General features: G+C 72.1%; 20 protein-coding genes and 1 riboswitch. Of the genes, 10 read left to right on the top strand and 10 right to left on the bottom strand.

Translation table 11 applies throughout. The features are described from left to right. Nucleotides 1-4: 4 nt before the first annotated feature. A complete protein-coding gene (locus ACH5AO_RS30420; protein WP_398930216.1) occupies nucleotides 5-574 on the top strand; it encodes a hypothetical protein in 570 nt (189 codons plus the stop codon). 213 nt (nucleotides 575-787) lie between these two features. Here ACH5AO_RS30420 and ACH5AO_RS30415 read toward each other — a convergent pair whose 3' ends face one another. Then, nucleotides 788-2275 carry an MFS transporter gene (locus tag ACH5AO_RS30415; RefSeq protein WP_398930214.1) on the bottom strand — a complete coding sequence of 496 codons (1488 nt, stop codon included), beginning with the start codon at nucleotides 2273-2275 and terminating at the stop codon, nucleotides 788-790. Nucleotides 2276-2451: 176 nt separating this feature from the next. Continuing rightward, the gene (locus ACH5AO_RS30410) at nucleotides 2452-3582 is read right to left on the bottom strand and encodes an NADH:flavin oxidoreductase (RefSeq protein WP_398930212.1); all 1131 of its coding nucleotides are present in this window, start codon (nucleotides 3580-3582) and stop codon (nucleotides 2452-2454) included. Between the two features lie 227 nt (nucleotides 3583-3809). Here ACH5AO_RS30410 and ACH5AO_RS30405 point away from each other — a divergent pair, with 227 nt between their 5' ends. Then, a complete protein-coding gene (locus ACH5AO_RS30405; RefSeq protein WP_398930210.1) occupies nucleotides 3810-4085 on the top strand; it encodes a hypothetical protein in 276 nt (91 codons plus the stop codon). Between the two features lie 82 nt (nucleotides 4086-4167). On the opposite strand, the gene groL is transcribed toward ACH5AO_RS30405, so the two are convergent. The 4 genes from groL to thrC form a co-directional block, all read right to left on the bottom strand. Then, nucleotides 4168-5790 (bottom strand): chaperonin GroEL, encoded by a 1623-nt coding sequence (gene groL, locus ACH5AO_RS30400; RefSeq protein WP_398930208.1) that lies wholly within the window; start codon nucleotides 5788-5790, stop codon nucleotides 4168-4170. A 383-nt stretch (nucleotides 5791-6173) separates the two neighbouring features. Next, on the bottom strand, nucleotides 6174-6377 hold the full coding sequence (locus tag ACH5AO_RS30395) for a cold-shock protein (RefSeq protein ID WP_004929928.1): 204 nt from the start codon (nucleotides 6375-6377) through the stop codon (nucleotides 6174-6176). A 429-nt stretch (nucleotides 6378-6806) separates the two neighbouring features. Then, nucleotides 6807-7082, bottom strand: coding sequence for a MoaD/ThiS family protein (locus ACH5AO_RS30390; protein ID WP_398930206.1), 276 nt, complete (start codon nucleotides 7080-7082; stop codon nucleotides 6807-6809). 108 nt (nucleotides 7083-7190) lie between these two features. Continuing rightward, nucleotides 7191-8489 (bottom strand): threonine synthase, encoded by a 1299-nt coding sequence (gene thrC, locus ACH5AO_RS30385; RefSeq protein ID WP_398930204.1) that lies wholly within the window; start codon nucleotides 8487-8489, stop codon nucleotides 7191-7193. Nucleotides 8490-8506: 17 nt separating this feature from the next. Beyond that, nucleotides 8507-8654, bottom strand: a riboswitch (SAM riboswitch). Nucleotides 8655-8794: 140 nt separating this feature from the next. On the opposite strand from thrC, the gene ACH5AO_RS30380 reads away from it, so the two are divergent. From ACH5AO_RS30380 to otsB, 3 genes are read left to right on the top strand one after another with little or no spacing between them, the layout of a single operon-like run. Then, nucleotides 8795-9739 carry a glucosyl-3-phosphoglycerate synthase gene (locus ACH5AO_RS30380; protein ID WP_398930202.1) on the top strand — a complete coding sequence of 315 codons (945 nt, stop codon included), beginning with the start codon at nucleotides 8795-8797 and terminating at the stop codon, nucleotides 9737-9739. 58 nt (nucleotides 9740-9797) lie between these two features. Further along, complete coding sequence (locus ACH5AO_RS30375; protein ID WP_398930200.1) at nucleotides 9798-11204, top strand: trehalose-6-phosphate synthase; 1407 nt, start codon at nucleotides 9798-9800, stop codon at nucleotides 11202-11204. A gap of 59 nt (nucleotides 11205-11263) precedes the next feature. After that, nucleotides 11264-12127, top strand: a complete 864-nt coding sequence (otsB, locus tag ACH5AO_RS30370; RefSeq protein ID WP_398930198.1) for a trehalose-phosphatase — start codon at nucleotides 11264-11266, stop codon at nucleotides 12125-12127. 77 nt (nucleotides 12128-12204) lie between these two features. On the opposite strand, the gene ACH5AO_RS30365 is transcribed toward otsB, so the two are convergent. Both ACH5AO_RS30365 and ACH5AO_RS30360 read right to left on the bottom strand, forming a co-directional pair. Next, nucleotides 12205-12459 carry a DUF3263 domain-containing protein gene (locus tag ACH5AO_RS30365; RefSeq protein WP_398930197.1) on the bottom strand — a complete coding sequence of 85 codons (255 nt, stop codon included), beginning with the start codon at nucleotides 12457-12459 and terminating at the stop codon, nucleotides 12205-12207. Between the two features lie 10 nt (nucleotides 12460-12469). Then, the gene (locus ACH5AO_RS30360; protein ID WP_398930195.1) at nucleotides 12470-13714 is read right to left on the bottom strand and encodes an extracellular solute-binding protein; all 1245 of its coding nucleotides are present in this window, start codon (nucleotides 13712-13714) and stop codon (nucleotides 12470-12472) included. A 144-nt stretch (nucleotides 13715-13858) separates the two neighbouring features. On the opposite strand from ACH5AO_RS30360, the gene ACH5AO_RS30355 reads away from it, so the two are divergent. The 3 genes from ACH5AO_RS30355 (at nucleotide 13859) to ACH5AO_RS30345 (ending at nucleotide 17021) form a co-directional block, all read left to right on the top strand. After that, nucleotides 13859-14815: an ROK family protein gene (locus ACH5AO_RS30355; RefSeq protein ID WP_398930193.1), complete on the top strand. Its 957-nt coding sequence runs from the start codon at nucleotides 13859-13861 to the stop codon at nucleotides 14813-14815. Next, nucleotides 14815-15960 (top strand): N-acetylglucosamine-6-phosphate deacetylase, encoded by a 1146-nt coding sequence (nagA, locus tag ACH5AO_RS30350; protein ID WP_398930191.1) that lies wholly within the window; start codon nucleotides 14815-14817, stop codon nucleotides 15958-15960. The genes ACH5AO_RS30355 and nagA overlap by 1 nt, the downstream gene beginning before the upstream one ends. Before the next feature lie 131 nt (nucleotides 15961-16091). Continuing rightward, nucleotides 16092-17021 carry a 1-phosphofructokinase family hexose kinase gene (locus ACH5AO_RS30345; RefSeq protein WP_398930189.1) on the top strand — a complete coding sequence of 310 codons (930 nt, stop codon included), beginning with the start codon at nucleotides 16092-16094 and terminating at the stop codon, nucleotides 17019-17021. Nucleotides 17022-17027: 6 nt separating this feature from the next. Here the strand turns inward: ACH5AO_RS30345 and ACH5AO_RS30340 are convergent, their stop codons facing one another. Then, nucleotides 17028-17972, bottom strand: a complete 945-nt coding sequence (locus ACH5AO_RS30340; RefSeq protein ID WP_398930187.1) for a carbohydrate-binding protein — start codon at nucleotides 17970-17972, stop codon at nucleotides 17028-17030. Nucleotides 17973-18089: 117 nt separating this feature from the next. After that, nucleotides 18090-19787, bottom strand: coding sequence for a diguanylate cyclase CdgB (gene cdgB / locus ACH5AO_RS30335; protein ID WP_398930185.1), 1698 nt, complete (start codon nucleotides 19785-19787; stop codon nucleotides 18090-18092). A gap of 316 nt (nucleotides 19788-20103) precedes the next feature. Between cdgB and ACH5AO_RS30330 the strand changes: the two genes are divergently transcribed. Continuing rightward, complete coding sequence (locus ACH5AO_RS30330) at nucleotides 20104-20685, top strand: flavin reductase family protein (RefSeq protein ID WP_398930183.1); 582 nt, start codon at nucleotides 20104-20106, stop codon at nucleotides 20683-20685. Between the two features lie 119 nt (nucleotides 20686-20804). Next, a partial coding sequence (locus ACH5AO_RS30325; RefSeq protein WP_398930181.1) for a helix-turn-helix domain-containing protein occupies nucleotides 20805-21172 on the top strand: 368 nt, incomplete at its 3' end.

Below are 21172 nucleotides of genomic sequence, written 5' to 3'. Positions count from 1 at the left end.
AACCATGAACCACGCGCAGCTCACCGCCCTGGGCCGCGCCCTGCGCGTGCTCGGGGAGCACGGCGAGGCGCTGTCCGCCGACACCCCGGACGCCCGGCTGCACGAAGTGAAGGACGACCTGAAGCGGGCCCTGGACCTGCTGGAGGAGAGCGTCACCACGGCCGCGCCCAGCACGCGCTGCGCCGAGCACCCGACCGGACCGGTCGACAAGAGCGCCCCCGACCTGTGCCTGCTCTGCGAGACCCGGCGCCGTACCGCCCGCCGCGCCGAGTTCAACGGCCCGGCCCCCCAGGCCCGGCCCGCCGAGCCCGCGCCGTCCCGGTACGGGGTGCGCGCGGACCGGCCGCAGCCGCAGCAGCGCTGGCTGCCGGAGCTGTGGAACGGGCAGGCGTGGCAGCTGTGCGGCACCCCGCGCCGGGACCGGCGCGAGGCGGAGCTGTACATCGCGGCCCAGCGGCGCGGGCCCCGTGCGGCCATGGCGTACCGGATCGTGCACGAGTTCACCGACTACGAGGTGCTGCGCGTGTGGGGGACGCCGGTGCGGGTCGACATCGAGCCGATGGGCAATCCCTGAGCCGGTCCGGGGCGCGCCCCGGACCCGGACGGCCCGAACGGCCCGGCCGACCGGAGCCGGCCCTCTCCTCCCCCTCCACGGCCCGGTCCCCCGGGGACGTTCCCGGAGCTCGTCCGGAACGCCTCGTCGGCCGCGTCCGGCCGCCGTGACGGCGAACGGCCGCCGCACCGGGAGGATTCCGGGGCGGCGGCCGTCGGCCGCGGTGAACCGCGCCTACGCCTTGGAGGCCGCCCTCGTGGGCTCCTCGGTCAGGCCCTCCGCGGCGGCGTGCGCGTCCGCCGCCCCGGCCGGCCGGCGCGGGATGAAGGCGGCGATGGCGAAGCCGATGAGCGCGGCCCCGGCGCCGAGCGCCAGGACGGTGCGGAAGCCGTCCTCGCCGGGCAGCGCGTACGAGCCGAACCGCGTGGTCATCTGCGCCAGGACGACACCGGCGACGGCGCTGGCGACGGAGGTGCCGATGGAGCGCATCAGGGTGTTGAGGCTGTTGGCGGCGCCGGTCTCGGAGGCGGGCACCGCGCCCATGATGAGGGCGGGCATCGCACCGTAGGTGAAGCCGATGCCGGCGCCGATGACGCAGGACGCCAGCACGAAGTGCCAGACCTCGCTCATGAGCAGGACGTTCAGGCCGTAGCCGGCGGCCACGATCAGGGCGCCGATCATCAGCGTCACCTTCGGGCCCTTGGCGCGGGAGACCAGCGCGGAGACGGGCGCCAGCGCCATCATCACCAGGCCGGACGGGGCCATGACCAGTCCGGCGGCGAGCAGGGACTGGCCGAGGCCGTAGCCGGTCTGCTCGGGCAGCTGGAGCAGCTGCGGGATGACCAGGGACATGGAGAACATGCCGAAGCCGATCGCCACCGAGGCGAGGTTGGTGATCAGCACCTGGGGGCGGGCGGTGGTGCGCAGGTCCACCAGCGGCTGCTCGACGCGCAGTTCGAAGAAGCCCCACGCCAGCAGGGTGACGACGGCCGCCGCGAACAGACCGAGGGTGGTGCCGCTCCCCCAGCCCCAGTCGGCGCCCTTGGAGATCGCCAGCAGCAGGCAGACCAGTCCGGTCGCCATGCCGGCCGCGCCGGCCAGGTCGAACCGTCCGCCGGTGCGCACCTTCGACTCCGGCACCAGGACCAGGACCAGGAGCAGGGCGACGACGCCGAGGGCGGCGGAGGTCCAGAACAACGCGTGCCAGTCGAAGTTGTCGGCGATCAGTGCGGCGGCGGGCAGGCCGAGGGCGCCGCCGACGCCGAGCGAGGCGCTGATCATCGCGGTGGCCGAGCCGAGCCTCTCCGCGGGCAGTTCGTCGCGCAGGATGCTGATGCCGAGCGGGATCACACCGGACGACAGGCCCTGCAGGGCGCGGCCGACGATCATCGGGACCAGGGAGTCGCTGAGTCCGGCGACGACGGAGCCGACGACCAGCATGGCCATGCTGACCAGCAGCATGCGGCGCTTGCCGTACATGTCGCCGAGACGGCCCATGACCGGGGTGGCGACGGCGGCGGCGAGCAGGGTGGCGGTGATGGCCCAGGCGGTGTCCGACGCCGAGGCGTTCAGGTACTGCGGCAGCTGTCCCACGATCGGGATCACCAGGGTCTGCATCAGCGAGACCACGATGCCGCTGAAGGCCAGTACGGGCACCACGGCACCGGTCTTGGGCGGCGCGGCGGTGCCGGTCGTGTCGGATCGGGCGGGTGTGTCGGACATGAAGGAGATCTCCGTGAGGACTCAAACCTACTTGACTCAGGCAACTTTATGGCGGTTGATTGACTTAAGCAAGTTAAAACGGAGTGACGGGGGGATGACGCACACGGCGGTGCGGCGCCCCCCTCGGCCGGGGGACGCCGCACCACATCACCGCCGGCCGGGCCGGCCGGCTCGGCTCAGCTCAGCGTCTGCAGGGACGCCGCCTCGTACGGCGTCAGCTCGTCGAAGCGGCCGGCCAGCACCTTGGCCGCCCACTGCGGGTCCTGGAGCAGCGCGCGGCCCACGGCGACGAGGTCGAACTCGTCCCGCTCCATCCGGTCGAGCAGGTTGTCGATGCTGCCGAGTTCGGCGCCCTGCCCCTGGAAGGCGTTGAGGAACTCGCCGTTCAGGCCGACCGAGCCGACCGTGATGGCGGGCTTCCCGGTCAGCTTCTTCGTCCAGCCGGCCAGGTTGAGGTCGGAGTCGTCGAACTCCGGGAGCCAGTAGCGGCGCGTGGACGCGTGGAAGGCGTCGACGCCGGCCTCGGCGAGCGGGGCGAGGATCGCCTCCAGCTCCTGGGGCGTCTCGGCGAGCCGGGCGTCGTAGGCGTCCTGCTTCCACTGCGAATAACGGAAGATCACCGGGAACTCGGGCGAGACGGCGTCGCGCACCGCCGCCACGACCTCCGCCGCGAACCGGGCACGGGCCACCGGGTCGCCGCCGTAGGCGTCGGTGCGGCGGTTGGTGCCGGACCACAGGAACTGGTCGATGAGGTAGCCGTGGGCGCCGTGCAGCTCCACGCCGTCGAAGCCGATGCGCTCGGCGTCGGCGGCGGCCCGCGCGAACGCGCCGACGACGTCGTCGATGTCGGCCTGCGTCATCGCCTTGCCCTTGCCCTCGGTGCCGTCCGTGCGCACCCCGGACGGACCGATCGCCGGGGCGTCCGGGTACGGCTCCTGGCCCTGCTCGCGGACCATGCCGATGTGCCAGAGCTGCGGCACGATCGTGCCGCCCGCCGCGTGCACCGCCTCGGCGACCTTCGCCCAGCCCGCGAGCTGCTCCTCCCCGTGGAACCGCGGCACCCGGTCGCTCAGCCCGGCCGACTCGTGGCCGACGTACGTGCCCTCGGTGACGATCAGGCCGACACCGGCCGCGGCGCGGCGGGAGTAGTACGACACCACGTCCTCCCCGGGAACACCGCCCGGCGAGAACATCCTGGTCATCGGCGCCATGGCGATGCGGTTGGGGACGGTCAGGCCGTTGATCGTGGTGGGCCGGGAGAGAATCGCGGCCGCTCGGGCGGCCGTGTCCGGGGAGGTGACGGTCACGTGGGGGCTCCTCTGCGTCGAATACCGGTCGGTATATGTGCGTGCATCAAATGCACGTTCAGCGGAACCGGGAAGTGAGAGGAGGCATTCCCGTCGGAGCCCCGATGTGACCCCGGTCACGGAACTCCGTGCCGCGCACCGGGACGCGGTCACCCGGTGAGGACACGCCTGCCGCGCTTCGGCCTGTATGCGGACGGGGAAGGGCCGGCGCGCTCGCCGACGGAGCCGTGGCGGCCCGCGGTGCCCGGCTCGTCGGGCGGACCGTCCTGCGCACCCTGCCGGAGAGTGGGATGACGACCGCCGACCTCTACGACCACCTGACGGACCGGTGGGCCCGGGAGCACCCGGGCGGAAGCGGCGGCGCGCGGGAGCCGGTCGAGCCGCGGGTCCGCCCGGTGTGCTCGCCGCGGACCTGGCGGGCGGTCCGCAAGGCGGTGCCGCGGGGCCTGTGCCCGCAGGGCACGGCACCGCACGTCTGCCGCGTGCCGTGGTGCGCCGCCTGAGACGCCCGAGGGCGGCACCCCCTGTCGGAACAGGGGGTGCCGCCCTCGGCCGTACGACGGACGGATCCGATCCTCGGGAGGATCAGAAGTCCATGTCACCGCCCGGCATGCCGCCGCCGGCCGGGGCCGCGGCCTTCTCCGGCTTGTCGGCGATGACGGCCTCGGTGGTGAGGAACAGCGCGGCGATGGAGGCGGCGTTCTGCAGGGCGGAACGGGTCACCTTCGCCGGGTCGATGATGCCTTCCTTGACCAGGTCGACGTACTCGCCGGTCGCGGCGTTCAGGCCGTGGCCCGGGGTCAGGTTGCGCACCTTCTCCACCACGACGCCGCCCTCGAGGCCGGCGTTGACGGCGATCTGCTTCAGCGGGGCCTCGAGCGCCAGCTTGACGGCGGCGGCACCGGTGGCCTCGTCGCCCTCGAGCTCCAGCTTCTCGAAGACCTGGGAGGCCTGCAGCAGGGCCACGCCACCACCGGCGACGATGCCCTCCTCGACGGCGGCCTTCGCGTTGCGGACGGCGTCCTCGATGCGGTGCTTGCGCTCCTTGAGCTCCACCTCGGTGGCGGCACCGGCCTTGATGACCGCGACACCGCCGGCGAGCTTCGCCAGGCGCTCCTGCAGCTTCTCGCGGTCGTAGTCCGAGTCGCTGTTCTCGATCTCGGCGCGGATCTGGTTCACGCGGCCCTGGACCTGGTCGGCCGAGCCCGAACCGTCGACGATGGTGGTCTCGTCCTTGGTGATGACCACCTTGCGGGCCTTGCCCAGCAGGTCGAGGGTGGCGTTCTCCAGCTTGAGGCCGACCTCCTCGGAGATGACCTCGCCGCCCGTGAGGATGGCGATGTCGCCGAGCATGGCCTTGCGGCGGTCGCCGAAGCCCGGGGCCTTGACGGCGACGGACTTGAAGGTGCCGCGGATCTTGTTGACGACCAGGGTCGACAGGGCCTCGCCCTCGACGTCCTCGGCGATGATCAGCAGCGGCTTGCCCGACTGCATGACCTTCTCCAGGAGCGGGAGCAGGTCCTTGACGTTGGAGATCTTGGAGTTCGCGATCAGGATGTACGGGTCGTCGAGGACGGCCTCCATACGCTCCATGTCGGTGGCGAAGTACGCCGAGATGTAGCCCTTGTCGAAGCGCATGCCCTCGGTGAGCTCGAGCTCCAGACCGAAGGTCTGGGACTCCTCGACGGTGATGACGCCTTCCTTGCCGACCTTGTCCATCGCCTCGGCGATGAGCTCGCCGATCTGGGTGTCGGCGGCGGAGATGGAGGCCGTGGAGGCGATCTGCTCCTTGGTCTCGACGTCCTTCGCCTGCTCGAGCAGGGCGCCGGAGACGGCCTCGACGGCCTTCTCGATGCCGCGCTTCAGAGCCATCGGGTTGGCGCCGGCGGCCACGTTGCGCAGGCCCTCGCGCACCAGGGCCTGGGCGAGGACGGTCGCGGTGGTCGTACCGTCACCGGCGACGTCGTCCGTCTTCTTGGCGACTTCCTTGACCAGCTCGGCGCCGATCTTCTCGTACGGGTCCTCGAGCTCGATCTCCTTGGCGATGGAGACACCATCGTTGGTGATCGTGGGGGCGCCCCACTTCTTCTCGAGGACGACGTTGCGGCCCTTGGGGCCGAGCGTCACCTTGACGGCGTCCGCGAGCTGGTTCATGCCGCGCTCGAGGCCGCGCCGCGCCTCCTCGTCGAACGCGATGATCTTGGCCATGTGAAGTGGTCCCTCCAGGACTGGGGGTGATTCCTTCGGACCGCGCCCGCGCCCGCGACGGACGGCTCGCCGGCCCCGTGGTTCCTTGCCCCACACGGCCCGCGGGCCTCACCGACCCGGTCCTTCGTTGTCACTCTCACCTTCAGAGTGCTAACGCCAATGATTAGCACTCGACCCACCCGAGTGCAAGGCGCGCCCGCGAAGCGGGCTCGTCGAGGGGTGGCGGCCGGGTGACGGGTGGGCGCAAGCGCCCATGGGGCGCACACGGGGCGCTCAGCCGCACGCGAACGTCGCCGCGCACCCCCCTGGGCACGGCGAAGGGCCCGCACCCCTGGGGGTGCGGGCCCTTCGTCGGCAGAAGATGCGTGCGGCTGATGGCGCGTTCAGGCGCTGAGACGAACCATGTCGGCCTGCGGGCCCTTCTGACCCTGCGAGATCTCGAACTCGACCCGCTGGCCTTCTTCGAGGGTGCGGTAGCCGTCCATCTGGATCGCGCTGTAGTGGACGAAAACATCCGCACCACCGTCGACCGCGATGAAGCCGTACCCCTTCTCCGCGTTGAACCACTTGACGGTGCCCTGAGCCATGCCTAACTCCCCTATTACTGGCCCTTGCACGGATCCGCACTTCGCGGATCCGGGTCAGACCTCACCCCCCAATGGTTGGGGGCGTGCGCCGGAACGCGTCGACCGCGGCTGAATGTATCTGTCCAACTGCCGTCTGCAACAGGTCAGTCGGACGAGAAATCTTGGCGGCGCCGGTCCGGAATGTGGTGAGAATTCACCCGATTCCAGGGCAAGTCGGGCCGCACAAAGGGCGCAAATGGCGCGAAAGGGCCGACACTTTGGCTGCATTCAGTCGGACCCGCGGCAGGAAATCAGTGTTTCCGGTCGATGGACCGGGAGCGCGTTCCCCAACTCTACCGCGCTCAATCCCATGGAATTGCCCCCTCCGCTTCTCTCACGGAGGGGGCAATGACCCGGACACCGGGTAACCGTCATTACCGAAGGTAATGATCAGCCTCCGGCCACCGCCGGGATGATCGACACGCCGGCCCCGTCCGGGGTGGCCGTCTCGAGCCCCTGCTCGAACCGCACGTCGTCGTCGTTGACGTACACGTTCACGAACCGCCGCAGCTTGCCCTGGTCGTCCAGCACCCGGGCGGCGATCCCGGCGTGGTTCTTCTCCAGGTCCGAGATGACCTCGCCGAGGGTCGCGCCCTCGGCGGCGACCTCGGCCTGCCCACCGGTGTAGGTGCGCAGGATGGTGGGGATACGGACAGTCACGCTCACTTCGAAACCTCCGGAAGGGACAGCACCCTGGGGGCGCGGGACGGTGTGTGACATGCGGCTGCCGCCGCGCGGGCACGGCCGGCCACAACGGACCCGCGGACGAACGACTCAGACAAGCCCGGCCTCACGGAACGACTCCAGACTGGGACGGATCGTCGCGGTCAGCCCGGTGCCGGCCACCGCGTCCAGCGTCTTCAGACCGTCCCCGGTGTTGAGCACGACCGTGGTCAGGGACGGGTCGAGCGCCCCGCTCTCCAGCAGCTTCTTCGTCACGCCGACCGTGACACCCCCCGCGGTCTCCGCGAAGATCCCCTCGCTCCGGGCGAGCAGCTTGATCGCGTCGACGATCTGCCCGTCCGTGACGTCCTCCACCGCCCCGCCCGTCCGACGGGCGATGTCCAGCACGTACGGCCCGTCCGCAGGGTTCCCGATCGCCAGCGACTTGGCGATCGTGTCCGGCTTCTGCGGGCGGACGACGTCGTGCCCCGCCTTGTACGCGGTGGACACCGGCGAGCACCCCTCGGCCTGCGCGCCGAAGATCTTGTACGGCCTGTCCTCGACCAGACCGAGCTCGATCAGCTCCCGCAACCCCTTGTCGATCTTCGTGAGCTGCGAGCCGGAGGCGATCGGGATCACGATCTGGTCCGGGAGCCGCCAGCCGAGCTGCTCGCAGATCTCGTACGCGAGGGTCTTGGACCCCTCCGCGTAGTACGGCCGCAGGTTGACGTTGACGAAGCCCCAGCCCTCGCCGGCCGGGTCGCCGATCAGCTCGGAACAGAAACGGTTCACGTCGTCGTAGTTGCCCTCGATGCCGACGAGCTCACCGCCGTAGACGGCGGCCATGACGACCTTGCCCTGCTCCAGGTCGTGCGGGATGAACACGCAGGACCGGAAGCCCGCCCGGGCCGCGGCGGCGCCCACCGCGCCGGCGAGGTTGCCGGTGGAGGAGCAGGAGAGGGTGGTGAAGCCGAAGGCGCGGGCGGCCTCGATGGCCTGGGCGACGACACGGTCCTTGAAGGAGTGCGTCGGGTTGCCGGAGTCGTCCTTGACGAACAGCTTGCCGGCGTCGACGCCCAGCTCACGCGCCAGGTTGTCGGCCTGGACGAGCTTGGTCCAGCCGGGGTTCAGGTTCGGCTTGGCCGCCACGTCCGCCGGGACGGGCAGCAGCGGCGCGTAGCGCCAGATGTTCGCGGGTCCCGCCTCGATCCGCTTGCGGAGCTCCTCGGCGTCGTGGGCCGAGAAGTCGTACGCGATCTCCAGCGGGCCGAAACACTCCTCGCAGGCGAAGACGGGGCCGAGGGGGACCCGGTGTCCGCATTCGCGGCAGGAGAGCGCGGCGGCGGGGCCCAGGTCGACGGAGTTCGCGGCGGCGGAATCGGTGGTGCTTGCAACGGTCTGCACAGCCATGGAGGCGAGGCCCTTTCTCCTCATCTTCCTCACGACGCACCTCGCCGTGAGACGGATTTGGCACCTTCCCTAGCCGGGAGCCTCGCCACGTCCGTGTGACAAGAACCGACTGGAGGGTTGCCGGGGCTTCATCGGGCCGTATCCCTCTGCCCCTCTGGATGAGCGGTGTTCAGTTGTCTTCCGCGCGGTGACCCCGGCATGCGGTGGTCATCGGCGTTGTTCAAGACTGTAACCGAAGGCCTGCATGGTTGAGATAGTCGTCCGAACCGCGAGATGGATCACAGGCCAGTGAGGAGTCCGGGACCGTGCTGGAAGAAGTCGAGCGCTGGCTGACCGACCGGTCCTGGTCGGTGGCCGACCGCCCGCTCCACCGGATGCTGGCGGCGAAGCGCGCGACGGGGCAGACGGTGAGCGTGGTGCTGCCCGCGCTCGACGAGGAGGCGACGGTCGGCGACATCGTGTCGGCGATCCGGCACGACCTGGTGCTCCAGGTCCCGCTGGTCGACGAGGTGGTGGTGGTCGACTCCGGTTCGACCGACCGCACGGCCGAGGTGGCGGCGGCCGCGGGCGCGCGCGTGGTGCACCGGGACGCGATCCTGCCCCGGATACCGGCGGTCCCCGGCAAGGGCGAGGTGCTGTGGCGCTCCCTGCTCGTCACCCGCGGCGACATCGTGTGCTTCGTCGACGCGGACCTGCGGGAGTTCTCCTCCGACTTCGTCTCCGGCATCGTCGGCCCGCTGCTCACCGAGCCGGACGTGCAGCTGGTCAAGGCCATGTACGACCGCCCCCTCGGCTCGGCGGCCGGTCAGGGCGGCCGGGTCACGGAGCTGATGGCCCGCCCGCTGCTGAACATGCACTGGCCCCGGCTCGCCGGCTTCGTCCAGCCGCTCGGCGGCGAGTACGCGGCCCGCCGGAGCCTGCTGGAACAGCTCCCGTTCCCGGTCGGGTACGGCGTCGAGCTCGGCATGCTGGTCGACGCCCTGCACCTGGCCGGCCTGGACGCCCTCGCCCAGGTCGACGTCGGCGTGCGTATCCACCGCCACCAGGACGGCCAGGCCCTCGGCCGGATGGCCGCCGCCATCTACCGCACCGCCCAGCTCCGCCTGGCCCGCGGCCATCTGATCCGCCCGTCCCTCACCCAGTTCGAGCGCACCGGCGACACCTTCGAACCCCGTACGTACTCCGTCGACACCGAGGAACGGCCCCCGATGGCGGAGATCGCGGAGTACCGGGCGCGGAGGGTGGCCTGACCCGTATACGGCCGATCACGCGCGTTTGAGGTCTCCGGGGCCGGGCTAGGTGACATCCATGGCTGTCACGCAGGCTGCTCAGGGTGCTCAGGTGCTGGTCGCGTCGAATCGCGGACCCGTCTCGTACACGGTGGAGGACGACGGTTCGCTGCGGACCGGGCGGGGCGGCGGCGGGCTGGTGTCCGGGCTGTCGGCGATCGGGCCGGACGCCGGGGCGCTGTGGGTGTGCTCGGCGCTGTCCGACGGCGACCGCGAGGCGGTGCGGCGCGGGGTCGGCGAGGACGGCGTGCGCATGCTGGACGTCCCGGCGGACGTGCACGCCGACGCGTACAACGGGATCGCCAACTCGGTGCTCTGGTTCGTGCACCACATGCTGTACCAGACGCCGCTGGAGCCGGTCTTCGACGCGGAGTTCCGCCGGCGGTGGGCGTCGTACGAGGCCTACAACCGGGCGTTCGCCGAGGCGCTGGCCGAGGAGGCGGCGCCGGGCGCGGCGGTCCTCGTCCAGGACTACCACCTCACCCTCGTCCCCGGGATGCTCCGCGAGCTCCGCCCCGACCTGCGCATCGCGCACTTCTCGCACACGCCGTGGGCGCCGCCGGAGTACTTCGCGCTGCTGCCCGACGACATCGCGCGGCAGGTACTGCGCGGCATGCTCGGCGCCGACCGGCTCGGCTTCCTCACCCGCCGCTGGGCGGACGCGTTCACCGCGTGCTGCGAACGCTTCGCGGACGGCCTCGGGGAGACGCGCGTCGGCGTGCACGGCCTGGGCGCCGACGCGGACTTCCTGCGCGCCCGCTCCCACGAGGCGGACGTCGAGGAGCGGATCACCGCGCTGCGGGAGGAGATCGGCGCGGGGCGCCGGACGATCGTCCGGGTCGACCGGACCGAGCTGTCGAAGAACATCGTGCGCGGACTGCTGGCGTACCGGCAGCTCCTGGACGACCACCCCGAGTGGCGCGAGCGCGTGGTGCACGTCGCGTTCGCCTACCCCTCCCGGCAGGACCTCGCCGTCTACCGCGACTACACCGCCGAGGTGCGGCGGGTCGCCGAGGAGATCAACGAGCGGTACGGCACCCCGGGCTGGCGGCCGGTCGTCCTGCACGTCGAGGACGACTTCGCGCGCTCGCTGGCCGCGTACCGGCTGGCGGACGTGGCGCTGGTCAACCCGATCCGTGACGGCATGAACCTGGTCGCCAAGGAGGTCCCGGTCGTCTCCGACGCGGGCTGCGCGCTGGTGCTGTCGCGGGAGGCGGGCGCCCACGAGGAGCTGGGCGAGGACGCGCTCACGGTCAACCCGTACGACGTCGTCGGGACCGCCGGCGCCCTGCACGAGGCCCTGACGATGGGCCCGGACGAACGCGCCGAGCGCACCAAGCGCCTGGCCGCGGCGGCGACCGCGCTGCCCCCGGCGCGGTGGTTCCTGGAGCAGCTGGAGGCGCTGCGGGAGGGGACGCCCGGCTGACAGGAGGTATGGCCGGTCACACAGGCGTGTGCGGGGGCGGGCGTGGATAGGTTGGACGTATGGCCAGCCATACGGATTCCACGGACCCGAACGCCACGCCGACGCCCGCCACGCAGGCCGGGCGGGAAGGGCTGGACGCGCTTCTCTCCCGGCCGGGGAAGGCACTGATCGGGCTCGACTTCGACGGGACGCTCGCGCCGATCGTGGCCGACCCCGAACAGGCCCGCGCGCACCCCGACGCGGTGGGCGCGCTCGCCGCGCTCGCCCCGAAGGTGGCGGCGGTCGCCGTCGTCACGGGCCGGCCGGCCGGTGTCGCGGTCCGGAACGGGGACTTCGCGGGCGTCCCCGGCCTGGAGCACCTCGTCGTTCTCGGCCACTACGGCGCCGAGCGCTGGGACGCCGTCACCGGCACGGTCACCGCGCCCGCCCCGCCCCCCGGTGTCGCCGCCGCCCGCGCGGAACTGCCGGGGCTGCTCGACCGGGTCGGCGCGTGGCGGGGCACGTGGATCGAGGAGAAGGGCGGCCGGGCGGTGGCGGTCCACACCCGCCGGGCCACCGATCCGCAGGCCGCGTTCGAGGCCCTGCGCGAGCCGCTCACCGGCCTCGCCACCCGGCACGGCCTCGTCGTCGAGCCCGGCCGCATGGTCCTGGAGCTGCGCCCGCCCGGCATGGACAAGGGCGTCGCCCTGCTGGAGTACGCCCGCGAGATCGGCGCCGGGTCGGTGCTCTACGCCGGGGACGACCTGGGCGACCTCGCCGCCTACACGGCCGTCGACAAGCTCCGCGCGGCCGGCACTCCGGGGCTGCTGGTGTGCAGCGGCAGCGACGAGGTCACGGAGCTGCGGGACCGCGCGGACCTGGTGGTCGACGGACCGGCGGGAGTCGTACGACTGCTGCGGACGCTGGCGGAACGAATGCCCTGACGGTTTCCCACCCCGCCGCCCCGTCCCCGTACCTGTACCCGTTCCCGTCTGCCGGGGCGCTGTCCCGGACCCCGGGGTCAGCGTTCCGTACGGCGGGTTTCACGGATGCGGCGCAGGCGGTTGACCGTGACCGGGTCGTGGGCGAGGGCGCGGGGGTCGTCGAGGAGGGCGTTGAGGAGCTGGTAGTAGCGGACGGGGGCCAGGCCCAGTTCCTCGCGGATCGCCCGTTCCTTGAGGCCGGGGCTGGGAAAGCCCCGGTGTTCCAGCGCCAGGATGTCCCGTTCGCGGCGGGCCAGGCCGCCGGCCTCGTGCGCCTCGTCCCCCGTGTCCATGCTCCGCAGGCTACTCCCTGGCCTCCGCGCGCGTCGCCGTCGCCTGGAGTCCGCCGAGGACGCCGGCGGGGCTGCCGCCCGGGCCGACCGCCTTGCCGATCTGCTTCTTGATCGCCGCGTTGACCGTCGCCCAGGAGGTGTTGCCGACCGGGTAGAACTCCGAGGTCACCAGCTGGTCGAGGAAGGGCTTGAGGTCCTTGTCCTGGTCGGAGGCGGCCATCGCCCGGGACGCGGAGGTGGTGACCGGCAGCAGGTTGTACTCGCGGGAGAAGTCGAGCACGTTCTCCTCGCTGTAGACGAAGTCGAGGAACTCGCCGATCTGGTCGCGGTGGCCGTTCTCCTTGAAGGCCATCATCCAGTCGGCGACACCGAGCGTGGTCGGGCTCTCGCCGTCGATGCCCGGCGTCGGCACCATGCCGAACTCCACGCCCTTCTCCTTCGCCGTCTCCATCAGCGAGGGGTGCCCGTTGAGCATGCCGACGTCCCCGGCGGCGAACGCCGCGAACGCCTCGGCCCGGTCGAGCTTGCCGGGCTCGACGGGACCGGTCAGGCCCTTGCCGACCAGCTCGTCCTTCAGCCAGGCGAAGGTCTCGACGTTCTGCGCGGAGTCGATGCTGTACGTGCCCGTGATGTCGGTGTAGCCGCCGTCGCCGCTGAGCAGCCACTGCATGGTCTCGGCCTGGGCCTCCTCCGGGCCGAGCGGCAGCGCGTACGGGTACTTCACGCCCTCGGCCTTGAGCGCCTCGGCGGCCGCGGCGAGCTCGTCCCAGGTCCGCGGCGGGGTGATGCCGGCCGCGGCGAACAGCTTCTTGTTGTAGAAGAGGACGCGCGTGGAGGAGGCGAACGGCAGGCCGTACTGCACGCTGCCGACCTCGCCCGCGGTGGTCAGCTGGGCGAGGAAGTCCGCCTGCACGGGGATGGAGAGCAGGTCGTCGGCCTTGTAGAGCTTGCCCTCGGCCGCGTAGTCGGCGTACGCGCCGATCTGCGCCATGTCCGGCGGGTCGCCCGCGTCGACCATCTCCTTGACCTTGCGGTCGACGTCGTTCCAGGAGTAGACGCTGACGTCGATCTTCACGTCGGGGTGGTCGGCCTCGTACTGCTCGACCAGGTCGGCCCAGTACTTCTTGGAGCTGTTGGCCGCGCTGTCGCCGTAGTCGGCGGCGACCAGCCTCAGGGTCACGTCGGAGGACCCGCCACCGAGCCCGCATCCGCCGAGGACTCCCGTCAGCCCCAGTGCGGACACCACCGCGATCATCCTTGTCCTGCCCCGCCGCTGCACGTGCCTTGCCCCTGTCCCGGCGCTCCGCGCCGTCCTGAAAGGTTTCCGATAATCGGAACAAGGTCTACACCACGTGAGTGGACTAGACCTCTCGCGGGTGGCCGGTCCACACTGTTCCACGTGAAACACGTCATCGCCCTCGATGTGGGCGGCACCGGGATGAAGGCCGCCCTGATCGGGGCGGACGGCGAGCTGCTGCACCGGGCCCGCCGGTCCACCGGCCGCGAACGCGGCCCGGACGCGGTCGTCGCGGACATCCTCGACTTCGCGGCGGACCTGCGCGCCCACGGCGTACGGCGGTACGGCGAGGCCGCGTCCGCCGCCGGCGTCGCCGTCCCCGGCATCGTCGACGAGGCTCGGGGAGCCGCCGTCTACGCGGCCAACCTCGGCTGGCGCGACGTCCCACTGCGCGCGCTGCTCACCGAGCGCCTCGGCGGCGTCCCCGTCGCCCTCGGCCACGACGTGCGCACCGGCGGTCTCGCCGAGGGCCGCATCGGGGCGGGCCGGGGCGCCGACCGCTTCCTGTTCGTGGCGCTGGGCACCGGCATCGCGGGCGCCATCGGCGTCGACGGCCGGGTGGAGGCCGGTGCGCACGGCTTCGCGGGCGAGATCGGCCACATCGTCGTACGGCCCGGGGGCACCCCCTGTCCGTGCGGTCAGCGCGGCTGCCTGGAGCGGTTCGCGTCCGCCGCCGCGGTGAGCGGGGCGTGGGCCGCGGCCTGCGGTGACCCCGGCGCGGACGCGGCGGACTGCGCGAAGGCCGTCGAGTCCGGGGACGCACGGGCCCGTCAGGTGTGGCAGGAGGCGGTGGACGCCCTCGCCGACGGGCTGGTCACCGCGCTCACCCTGCTGGACCCCCGCACTCTGATCGTCGGTGGCGGGCTCGCCGAGGCGGGGGAAGCCTTGTTCACACCGCTGCGGGAGGCCGTCCGGCGGCGGATCACCTTCCAGAAGCCGCCGTCCCTGGTCCCCGCGGCCCTCGGGGACACCGCCGGATGCCTGGGCGCGGGGCTCCTCGCCCGGGACCTGCTCGCCGACACCACTGACCCCTCGTCTCCTTCGGAGGTAACCACCTGATGGCCCCCAGCAAGGTTCTGACCGGTGCCCGGGTGGTACTGCCCACCGGGACCGTGGACGACGGCCGCGTGATCGTCGAGGGCACGCGGATCGCGGACACGGCGCCCGAGCAGGCGGAAGCGTGCGACCTCCGCGGCCACTGGGTGGTCCCCGGCTTCGTCGACCTCCACAACCACGGCGGCGGCGGGGCGTCCTTCACCGGCGGCACCGCCGAGGACGTCCTCAAGGGCGTGCACACCCACCGGCTGCACGGCACCACCACGGTGGTCGCCTCCACCGTCACCGGTGACCTGCACTTCCTCGCCCGGCAGGCCGGGATGCTCGCCGAGCTGGCCCAGCAGGGCGACATCGCCGGCATCCACTTCGAGGGGCCGTTCATCTCCCCGTGCCGCAAGGGCGCGCACGACGAGGGGCTGCTGCGCGACCCCGACCCCGCCGAGGTCCGCAAGCTGATCGACGCGGCGCACGGACAGGCGAGGATGATGACGCTGGCCACCGAGCTGCCGGGCGGCCTGGACTCCGTACGGCTGCTCGCCGAGCACGGGGTGATCGCGGCGGTCGGGCACACGGACGCCACGTACGAGCAGACGCTCCGGGCCATCGACGCGGGCGCGAGCGTCGCCACCCACCTGTTCAACGCGATGCCGCCGCTCGGCCACCGCGCGCCCGGCCCGATCACCGCCCTGCTGGAGGACGAGCGGGTCACCGTCGAGCTGATCAATGACGGCACCCACCTGCACCCGGCCGCGCTCCGGCTGGCCTTCCACCACGCGGGCGCCGCCCGGGTCGCCTTCGTCACCGACGCCATGGACGCGGCCGGCTTCGGCGACGGCCGCTACATGCTGGGCCCGCTGGAGGTCGAGGTCGCGGACGGGGTGGCCCGGCTGGTGGAGGGCGGCTCGATCGCCGGTTCCACGCTCACCCTGGACCGCGCCTTCCAGCGGGCGGTCACGGTGGACGGGCTGCCCGTCGAGGACGTCGTACGGGCCCTGTGCGCCAACCCGGCCCGGCTGCTCGGCCTGGACGACCGGATCGGCTCCCTGGAGCCCGGCAAGGACGCCGACCTGGTGGTCCTGGACGCGGACTTCGCCCTCAAGGGCGTCATGCGCCGGGGGGAATGGGTGGTCGATCCCCGACTGGGCTGATCCGTCCCGCGGCGCACGGGCGGCGGACGGCCCGGGAACGGGCCGGGGGGTGGGCCGACCACCGCCCGTTTGGCATGATCGTGACCACGGGTTCCACGGCAGGACCATGCACAAAGGGGGAGGTCGGCCCGGTGATCCTCACGGTCACGCTGAACACCGCTCTCGACATCACCTATCACGTACCGTCCCTGCGGCCGGGGACCTCCCACCGGGTCTCCGAGGTGACGGAACGCCCCGGCGGCAAGGGCGTCAACGTGGCCCGGGTGCTCGCCGCCCTCGGCCATGAGGTGACCGTCACCGGCTTCTCGGGCGGCACGACGGGCCGGATCCTGCAGGAGGGGCTCACCGGGGTGCCGCGCCTGGCGGACGCGCTGGTCCCGGTCTCCGGCACGACCCGGCGCACCGTCGCGGTCGTCGACGAACGCTCCGGCACCACCAGCCTGCTCGACGAGCCCGGCCCGGTGATCACCCACGCCGAGTGGTCCGCCTTCCAGGAGGTGTACGAGGACCTGCTGGCCGGCGCCTCGGCGGTGGCCCTGTGCGGCAGCCTGCCCCCGGGCGTCCCGGTGGGCGCGTACGCGGGCCTGATCCGCACGGCGCGCGCGGCGCGGGTACCGACCCTCCTAGACACCAGCGGCGCGGCGCTGCGCCGCGGGGTGGCGGGCCGTCCCGACATCCTCAAGCCGAACACCGAGGAGCTGGCCGAGCTCACCGGCTCCTACGAGCCGCTGCGCGCCACCCAGGACGCCCGCCGGCGCGGCGCGGGCACGGTGGTCGCCTCCCTGGGCCCGGAGGGCCTGCTCGCGGCGACCCCGGAGGGCCACTGGCGCGCGGCCCCGCCACGACGACTGCGCGGCAACCCGACCGGCGCGGGCGACGCGGCCGTCGCGGGCCTGCTGTCCGCCCTGGTCGAACACCGCCCCTGGCCGGACCGCCTGGCCCGGGCGGCGGCCCTGTCGGCGGCGACGGTCCTGTCCCCGACGGCCGGCGACTTTGACCGGGCTGCCTACGAGGAGCTGCTGACCGGGGTCACGGTGACCGGGGAAGTCACCGCGGCGTAGGCCGGGTCACTTCTTGACCTGGCCCTCCTTCAGCCACAGCTGGTCCAGCAGGACGTTGCACTTGTCGCCGTCGCCGCAGGAGACCGAGATGGTGTTGGAGCCCTTGTTGAGGGTCGGCCAGGCGTAGGTCTGGGTCCAGCCCTTGGAGAAGTCGCCGTCCTCGGCGCGGGCGAAGTTGTCCATGTTGAGCTTGGAGCCGAACTCCTTGCCGTTGACGGTGAGCGTCATCGACTGGGGGTCGTCGGTGGTGCTGTAGCGCACGAAGACGGTGTAGGCGCCGTCCTCCGGGATGTCGTTGACGGTCCAGGTGACCGAGTTCCCCGGCTGGTTGAGGTTGGCGACATAGATGCCGCCGTCGGACCGCGCGCCCTCGACGTCCGACGCGAGGGCGGCCGTACCGCCCAGCCGCATCGCCTTCGCGTCGGCGGTGGGCAGCTCCGCCTTCTCTTCCTCGTCCGCGCTCTTGCTCGCCGACGGGGTCGGTTCGCCGCTGTCCTGGGACTGGGTCGGCGTGGAGTCCGCCTGGCTGTCGCCGCCGTCCTCGTCGTCGCCGCCGATCATGGCCACGCTGATGCCGATCACGACCGCGGCGACCACCGCGATCGCGCCGATGAGCAGGCCCTTGGTGTTCGGGCCGCGGCCCCGGCCGCCCCCGCCGCCGTGCGACGACTGGTGTGCGTGGGGGGTGCCGGCGCCGCCGCCGGGCAGCGTCTCCGGGGCGGCGTAGTGGGCGTTCGGCTGGCCGTAGACGCCCTGCTGCGGCGGTGCCTGCGGAGTGGGGCCCTGCTGGCCGTACTGGCGGGTCCCGACCGGCCGCACCCGGTTGACCGAGTTCGGGTAGCCGTAACCCCCGGACGGCGGCTGGGCCCCGTTGGCCTGCCCGTCGGCGTAGAGGTAGCCGAACGGGTCGTCGTCCTCCGGCGTGCTCGCGCCGTTGTTGCCGGCCGTCATCCCTTGGTGCTCCTAGCTGCGGATCGGGTGCGGTACGAGGGGTGGAGAGAACGAGCCTACCCGCTTCCCATGGGCCTAACGGGTGACCCGGATCGCATCAAACCACTGACCTGCGGCTCATCCCGCGCGCCGATGCTGTTTGGGACGAGATCGTTTCTCGACGTACATCCGCTCGTCGGCTGACTTCAGCACTTCGTCCGCCGTCATCCCGCACTGCGCCCACCCGATGCCGAAGCTGGCCCCGACCCGCACGGCCCGTCCCTCGGCCCGGATGGGCTGGATGATCTCGTTGCGCAGCCGTACGGCGAGGTCCTGGGCGTCGGCCCGGCCGAGACCGTCGGCGAGGATCACGAACTCGTCGCCGCCGAGCCGGGCGACGGTGTCACCGTCGCGCACGCCGCCGCCGAGCCGGCGGGCGACCTCGATGAGCACCGCGTCACCCGCGTTGTGCCCGAACCGGTCGTTGATCGACTTGAAGCCGTCGAGGTCGCAGAAGAGGACCGCGAGTCCCTTGGCGCCGTCGTCGAACTCCGCGGCGGGCGCGACGGCGTGCACGTGGTGGTCGTAGCCGTCGTAGCCCTCGTGCCCCTCCGTGCCCGGCGGGAAGTCGAAGTCGTGCCCCCGGTCGAAGACCGGCGGGCCGTAGGCGGCGTCGTGGGAGTCGAAGGACTCGAAGGGTGCCATGGAGTCGACGGCGGCGGGCGGCGCGCCGTGCGGCGACTGCCGGCACAGCCGGGCGGACAGCCGGGAGCGCAGCTCGGCGGAGTTGGGCAGCCCGGTGAGCGAGTCGTGGGAGGCGCGGTGGGCGAGCTGGAGCTCGCGGCGCTTGCGCTCCTCTATGTCCTCCACGTGGGTGAGGAGGAAGCGGGGGCCGTCGGCGGCGTCGGCGACGACGGAGTTGCGCAGCGACACCCAGACGAAGGTGCCGTCGCGGCGGCCCAGCCGCAGCTCGGCCCGGCCGCCCTCGGCGGAGGTGCGCAGCAGGGTGCCTATGTCCTCGGGGTGGACGAGGTCGGAGAAGGAGTAGCGGCGCATCGCGGAGGCGGGGCGGCCGAGCAGGCGACACAGGGCGTCGTTGGTGCGCAGGATGCGGCCGTGCTGGTCGCCGCCCATCTCGGCGATGGCCATGCCGGAGGGGGCGTACTCGAAGGCCTGCCGGAAGCTTTCCTCACTGGCCCGCAGCGCCTGCTGCTCGCGCTCCAGGCGGACCAGGGCGCGCTGCATGTTGGACCGCAGGCGCGCGTTGCTGATCGCGATGGCGGCCTGGAAGGCGTACATCTGCAGGGCCTCGCGGCCCCAGGCGCCGGGTCGGCGGCCGTTGCGCGGGCGGTCCACGGAGAGGACGCCGACCAGTTCCCCGGAGGTGCCTCCGCCCTGCGGGCCGGGGGCGTACATCGGGGCGAAGAGCCGGTCGGAGGGGTGCCACTCGTCCTCGAAGCGGGGCGCGGGCCCGTCGGTGTACCACTGCGGGACGTCGTCGTCGTCGAGGACCCAGCCCTCGGTGTGCGGGATGAAGACCAGGTCGCCCCAGCGCTCGCCCATGTTGAGGCGGCGGTCCCAGGACGCGCGGGAGCCGGCCCGTCCGGTGATGAGGGCCTCGGCGGCGGAGTTCCCGGCCAGGGCGGCGACGACCAGGTCGCCGTCGGGGCGTACGAGGTTGACGCACGCCAGCTCGTACCCGAGGGCGCTCACGACACCGTCGGCGACCGTCTGCAAGGTGTCCGCCAGGCTGCGGGCCGTGTTCATGTCGGCCATGGCCTGGTGGAGCTGTCGCAGTGACGCAAGACGGACGTAGGGTTCCGACTCGGTCTCCATCCTCGCCCTCCCCCCGAGACCTCGCAGCGAATCAAGGGTTGTCTTCGGCGTATCGTCCCAGCAGCTTCCCCGCCACTGAATCACAGCGCGCTGCTCACTCGGTACACAGGGTCAACAATTCTTGCCCCTTGTGACTCAAGTCACAGCTAAACGTGAACAATTGCGTGGACTTTCCACGGTTTCCCCGCGTCTTCGACGAACGCAGTTTTCATGGTGCTTGTGCATGGTCCGTGCCCGTCTCGGGCGTTGGTCCTAGGTCCCGGCTCGGGCCGGGGTCCGATGCGGTGCCTGTGAAGCGGAGATTAGCGTTTCCGGCGTGCCGAACACTTCCGCCCCGTCCACGATCACCACCGCGCCCGCCGCCCGGCATGCTGAGGGGGTGAGCAACGACGAGTTCCGAGCCGCCCTGTCCCGCCTGGCCGCCGGCGTGGTCCTGGTGACCGCGCAGGAGCCACCGCTGGACCCCGACGACCCCGCGGCACCGGCCGGCGAGGACGTCGGCATGACGGCCACCGCGTTCCTGTCGGTCTCCCTGGACCCGCCGCTGGTGCTGGTCAGCCTGCGCAACGGCTCCCGCATGGACGAACTCCTCGACGAGCAGCCCTTGTGGGCGGTGTCCGTGCTCTCCGAGAGCCAGCGGCACGTCGCGGGCCGCTTCGCGATGAAGGGCCGGGTCAGCGACCGCCTGCTCTTCGCGGACATCCCGTACCTGCGCGGCGAGTACAGCGGGGCCCCGCTGGTGGGCGGCGCGCTGGCGACCCTGGAGTGCCGCACCGAGCAGCGGGTCCCGGCCGGCGACCACACCCTGGTGATCGGCCGCGTCCTGACCGCCCGGGTACCGAGCGCGGAGGGCGGCCCGCTGACGTATTTCCGGGGCCGTTACCGGCAGTTGGGCTGAACTCTTCGCCGCCGTGACCCAAAGCCCTTTTACGACGCGGGATTTACCTGATTACTGAGGTTGAACTCGTGGTGTCGTAGGGGCTGACGGCTCGTCGTCTCTGCGGTATCACCGAAGGCATGCGGTATCCACAAGGGGGCGGGCTGACCGCCGAACGGCAGCAGTTCCGCGAGGAGTTACGGCTGAAGGCGGCTGAGAGGTTCGCCCAGGGTGAGGCGAGCTCGGTGATCGCCAAGGACCTGCGCGTCAGCGTCCGCTCGGTGCAGCGGTGGCGGCAGGTGTGGGACGAGGGCGGTCCGCGGGCTCTGCGGTCGCAGGGGCCGGCGTCGCTGCCGCGACTGACTCAAAAGCAGTTCGCCCAGCTGGAGGCAGAGCTGGCCAAGGGCCCGGCCGCTCACGGCTGGGAGGACCAGCGGTGGACCCTGAGCCGCGTGAAGACGGTGATCGGCCGGCGCTTCCACCTGACCTACACGGTCCAGGGCGTGCG

The organism is Streptomyces sp. NPDC018964 (assembly GCF_044390325.1).
GTDB lineage: Bacteria > Actinomycetota > Actinomycetes > Streptomycetales > Streptomycetaceae > Streptomyces.
The sequence above is the reverse complement of the archived record's forward strand: the minus strand, read 5'-3'. Positions and strand labels throughout refer to the sequence as shown.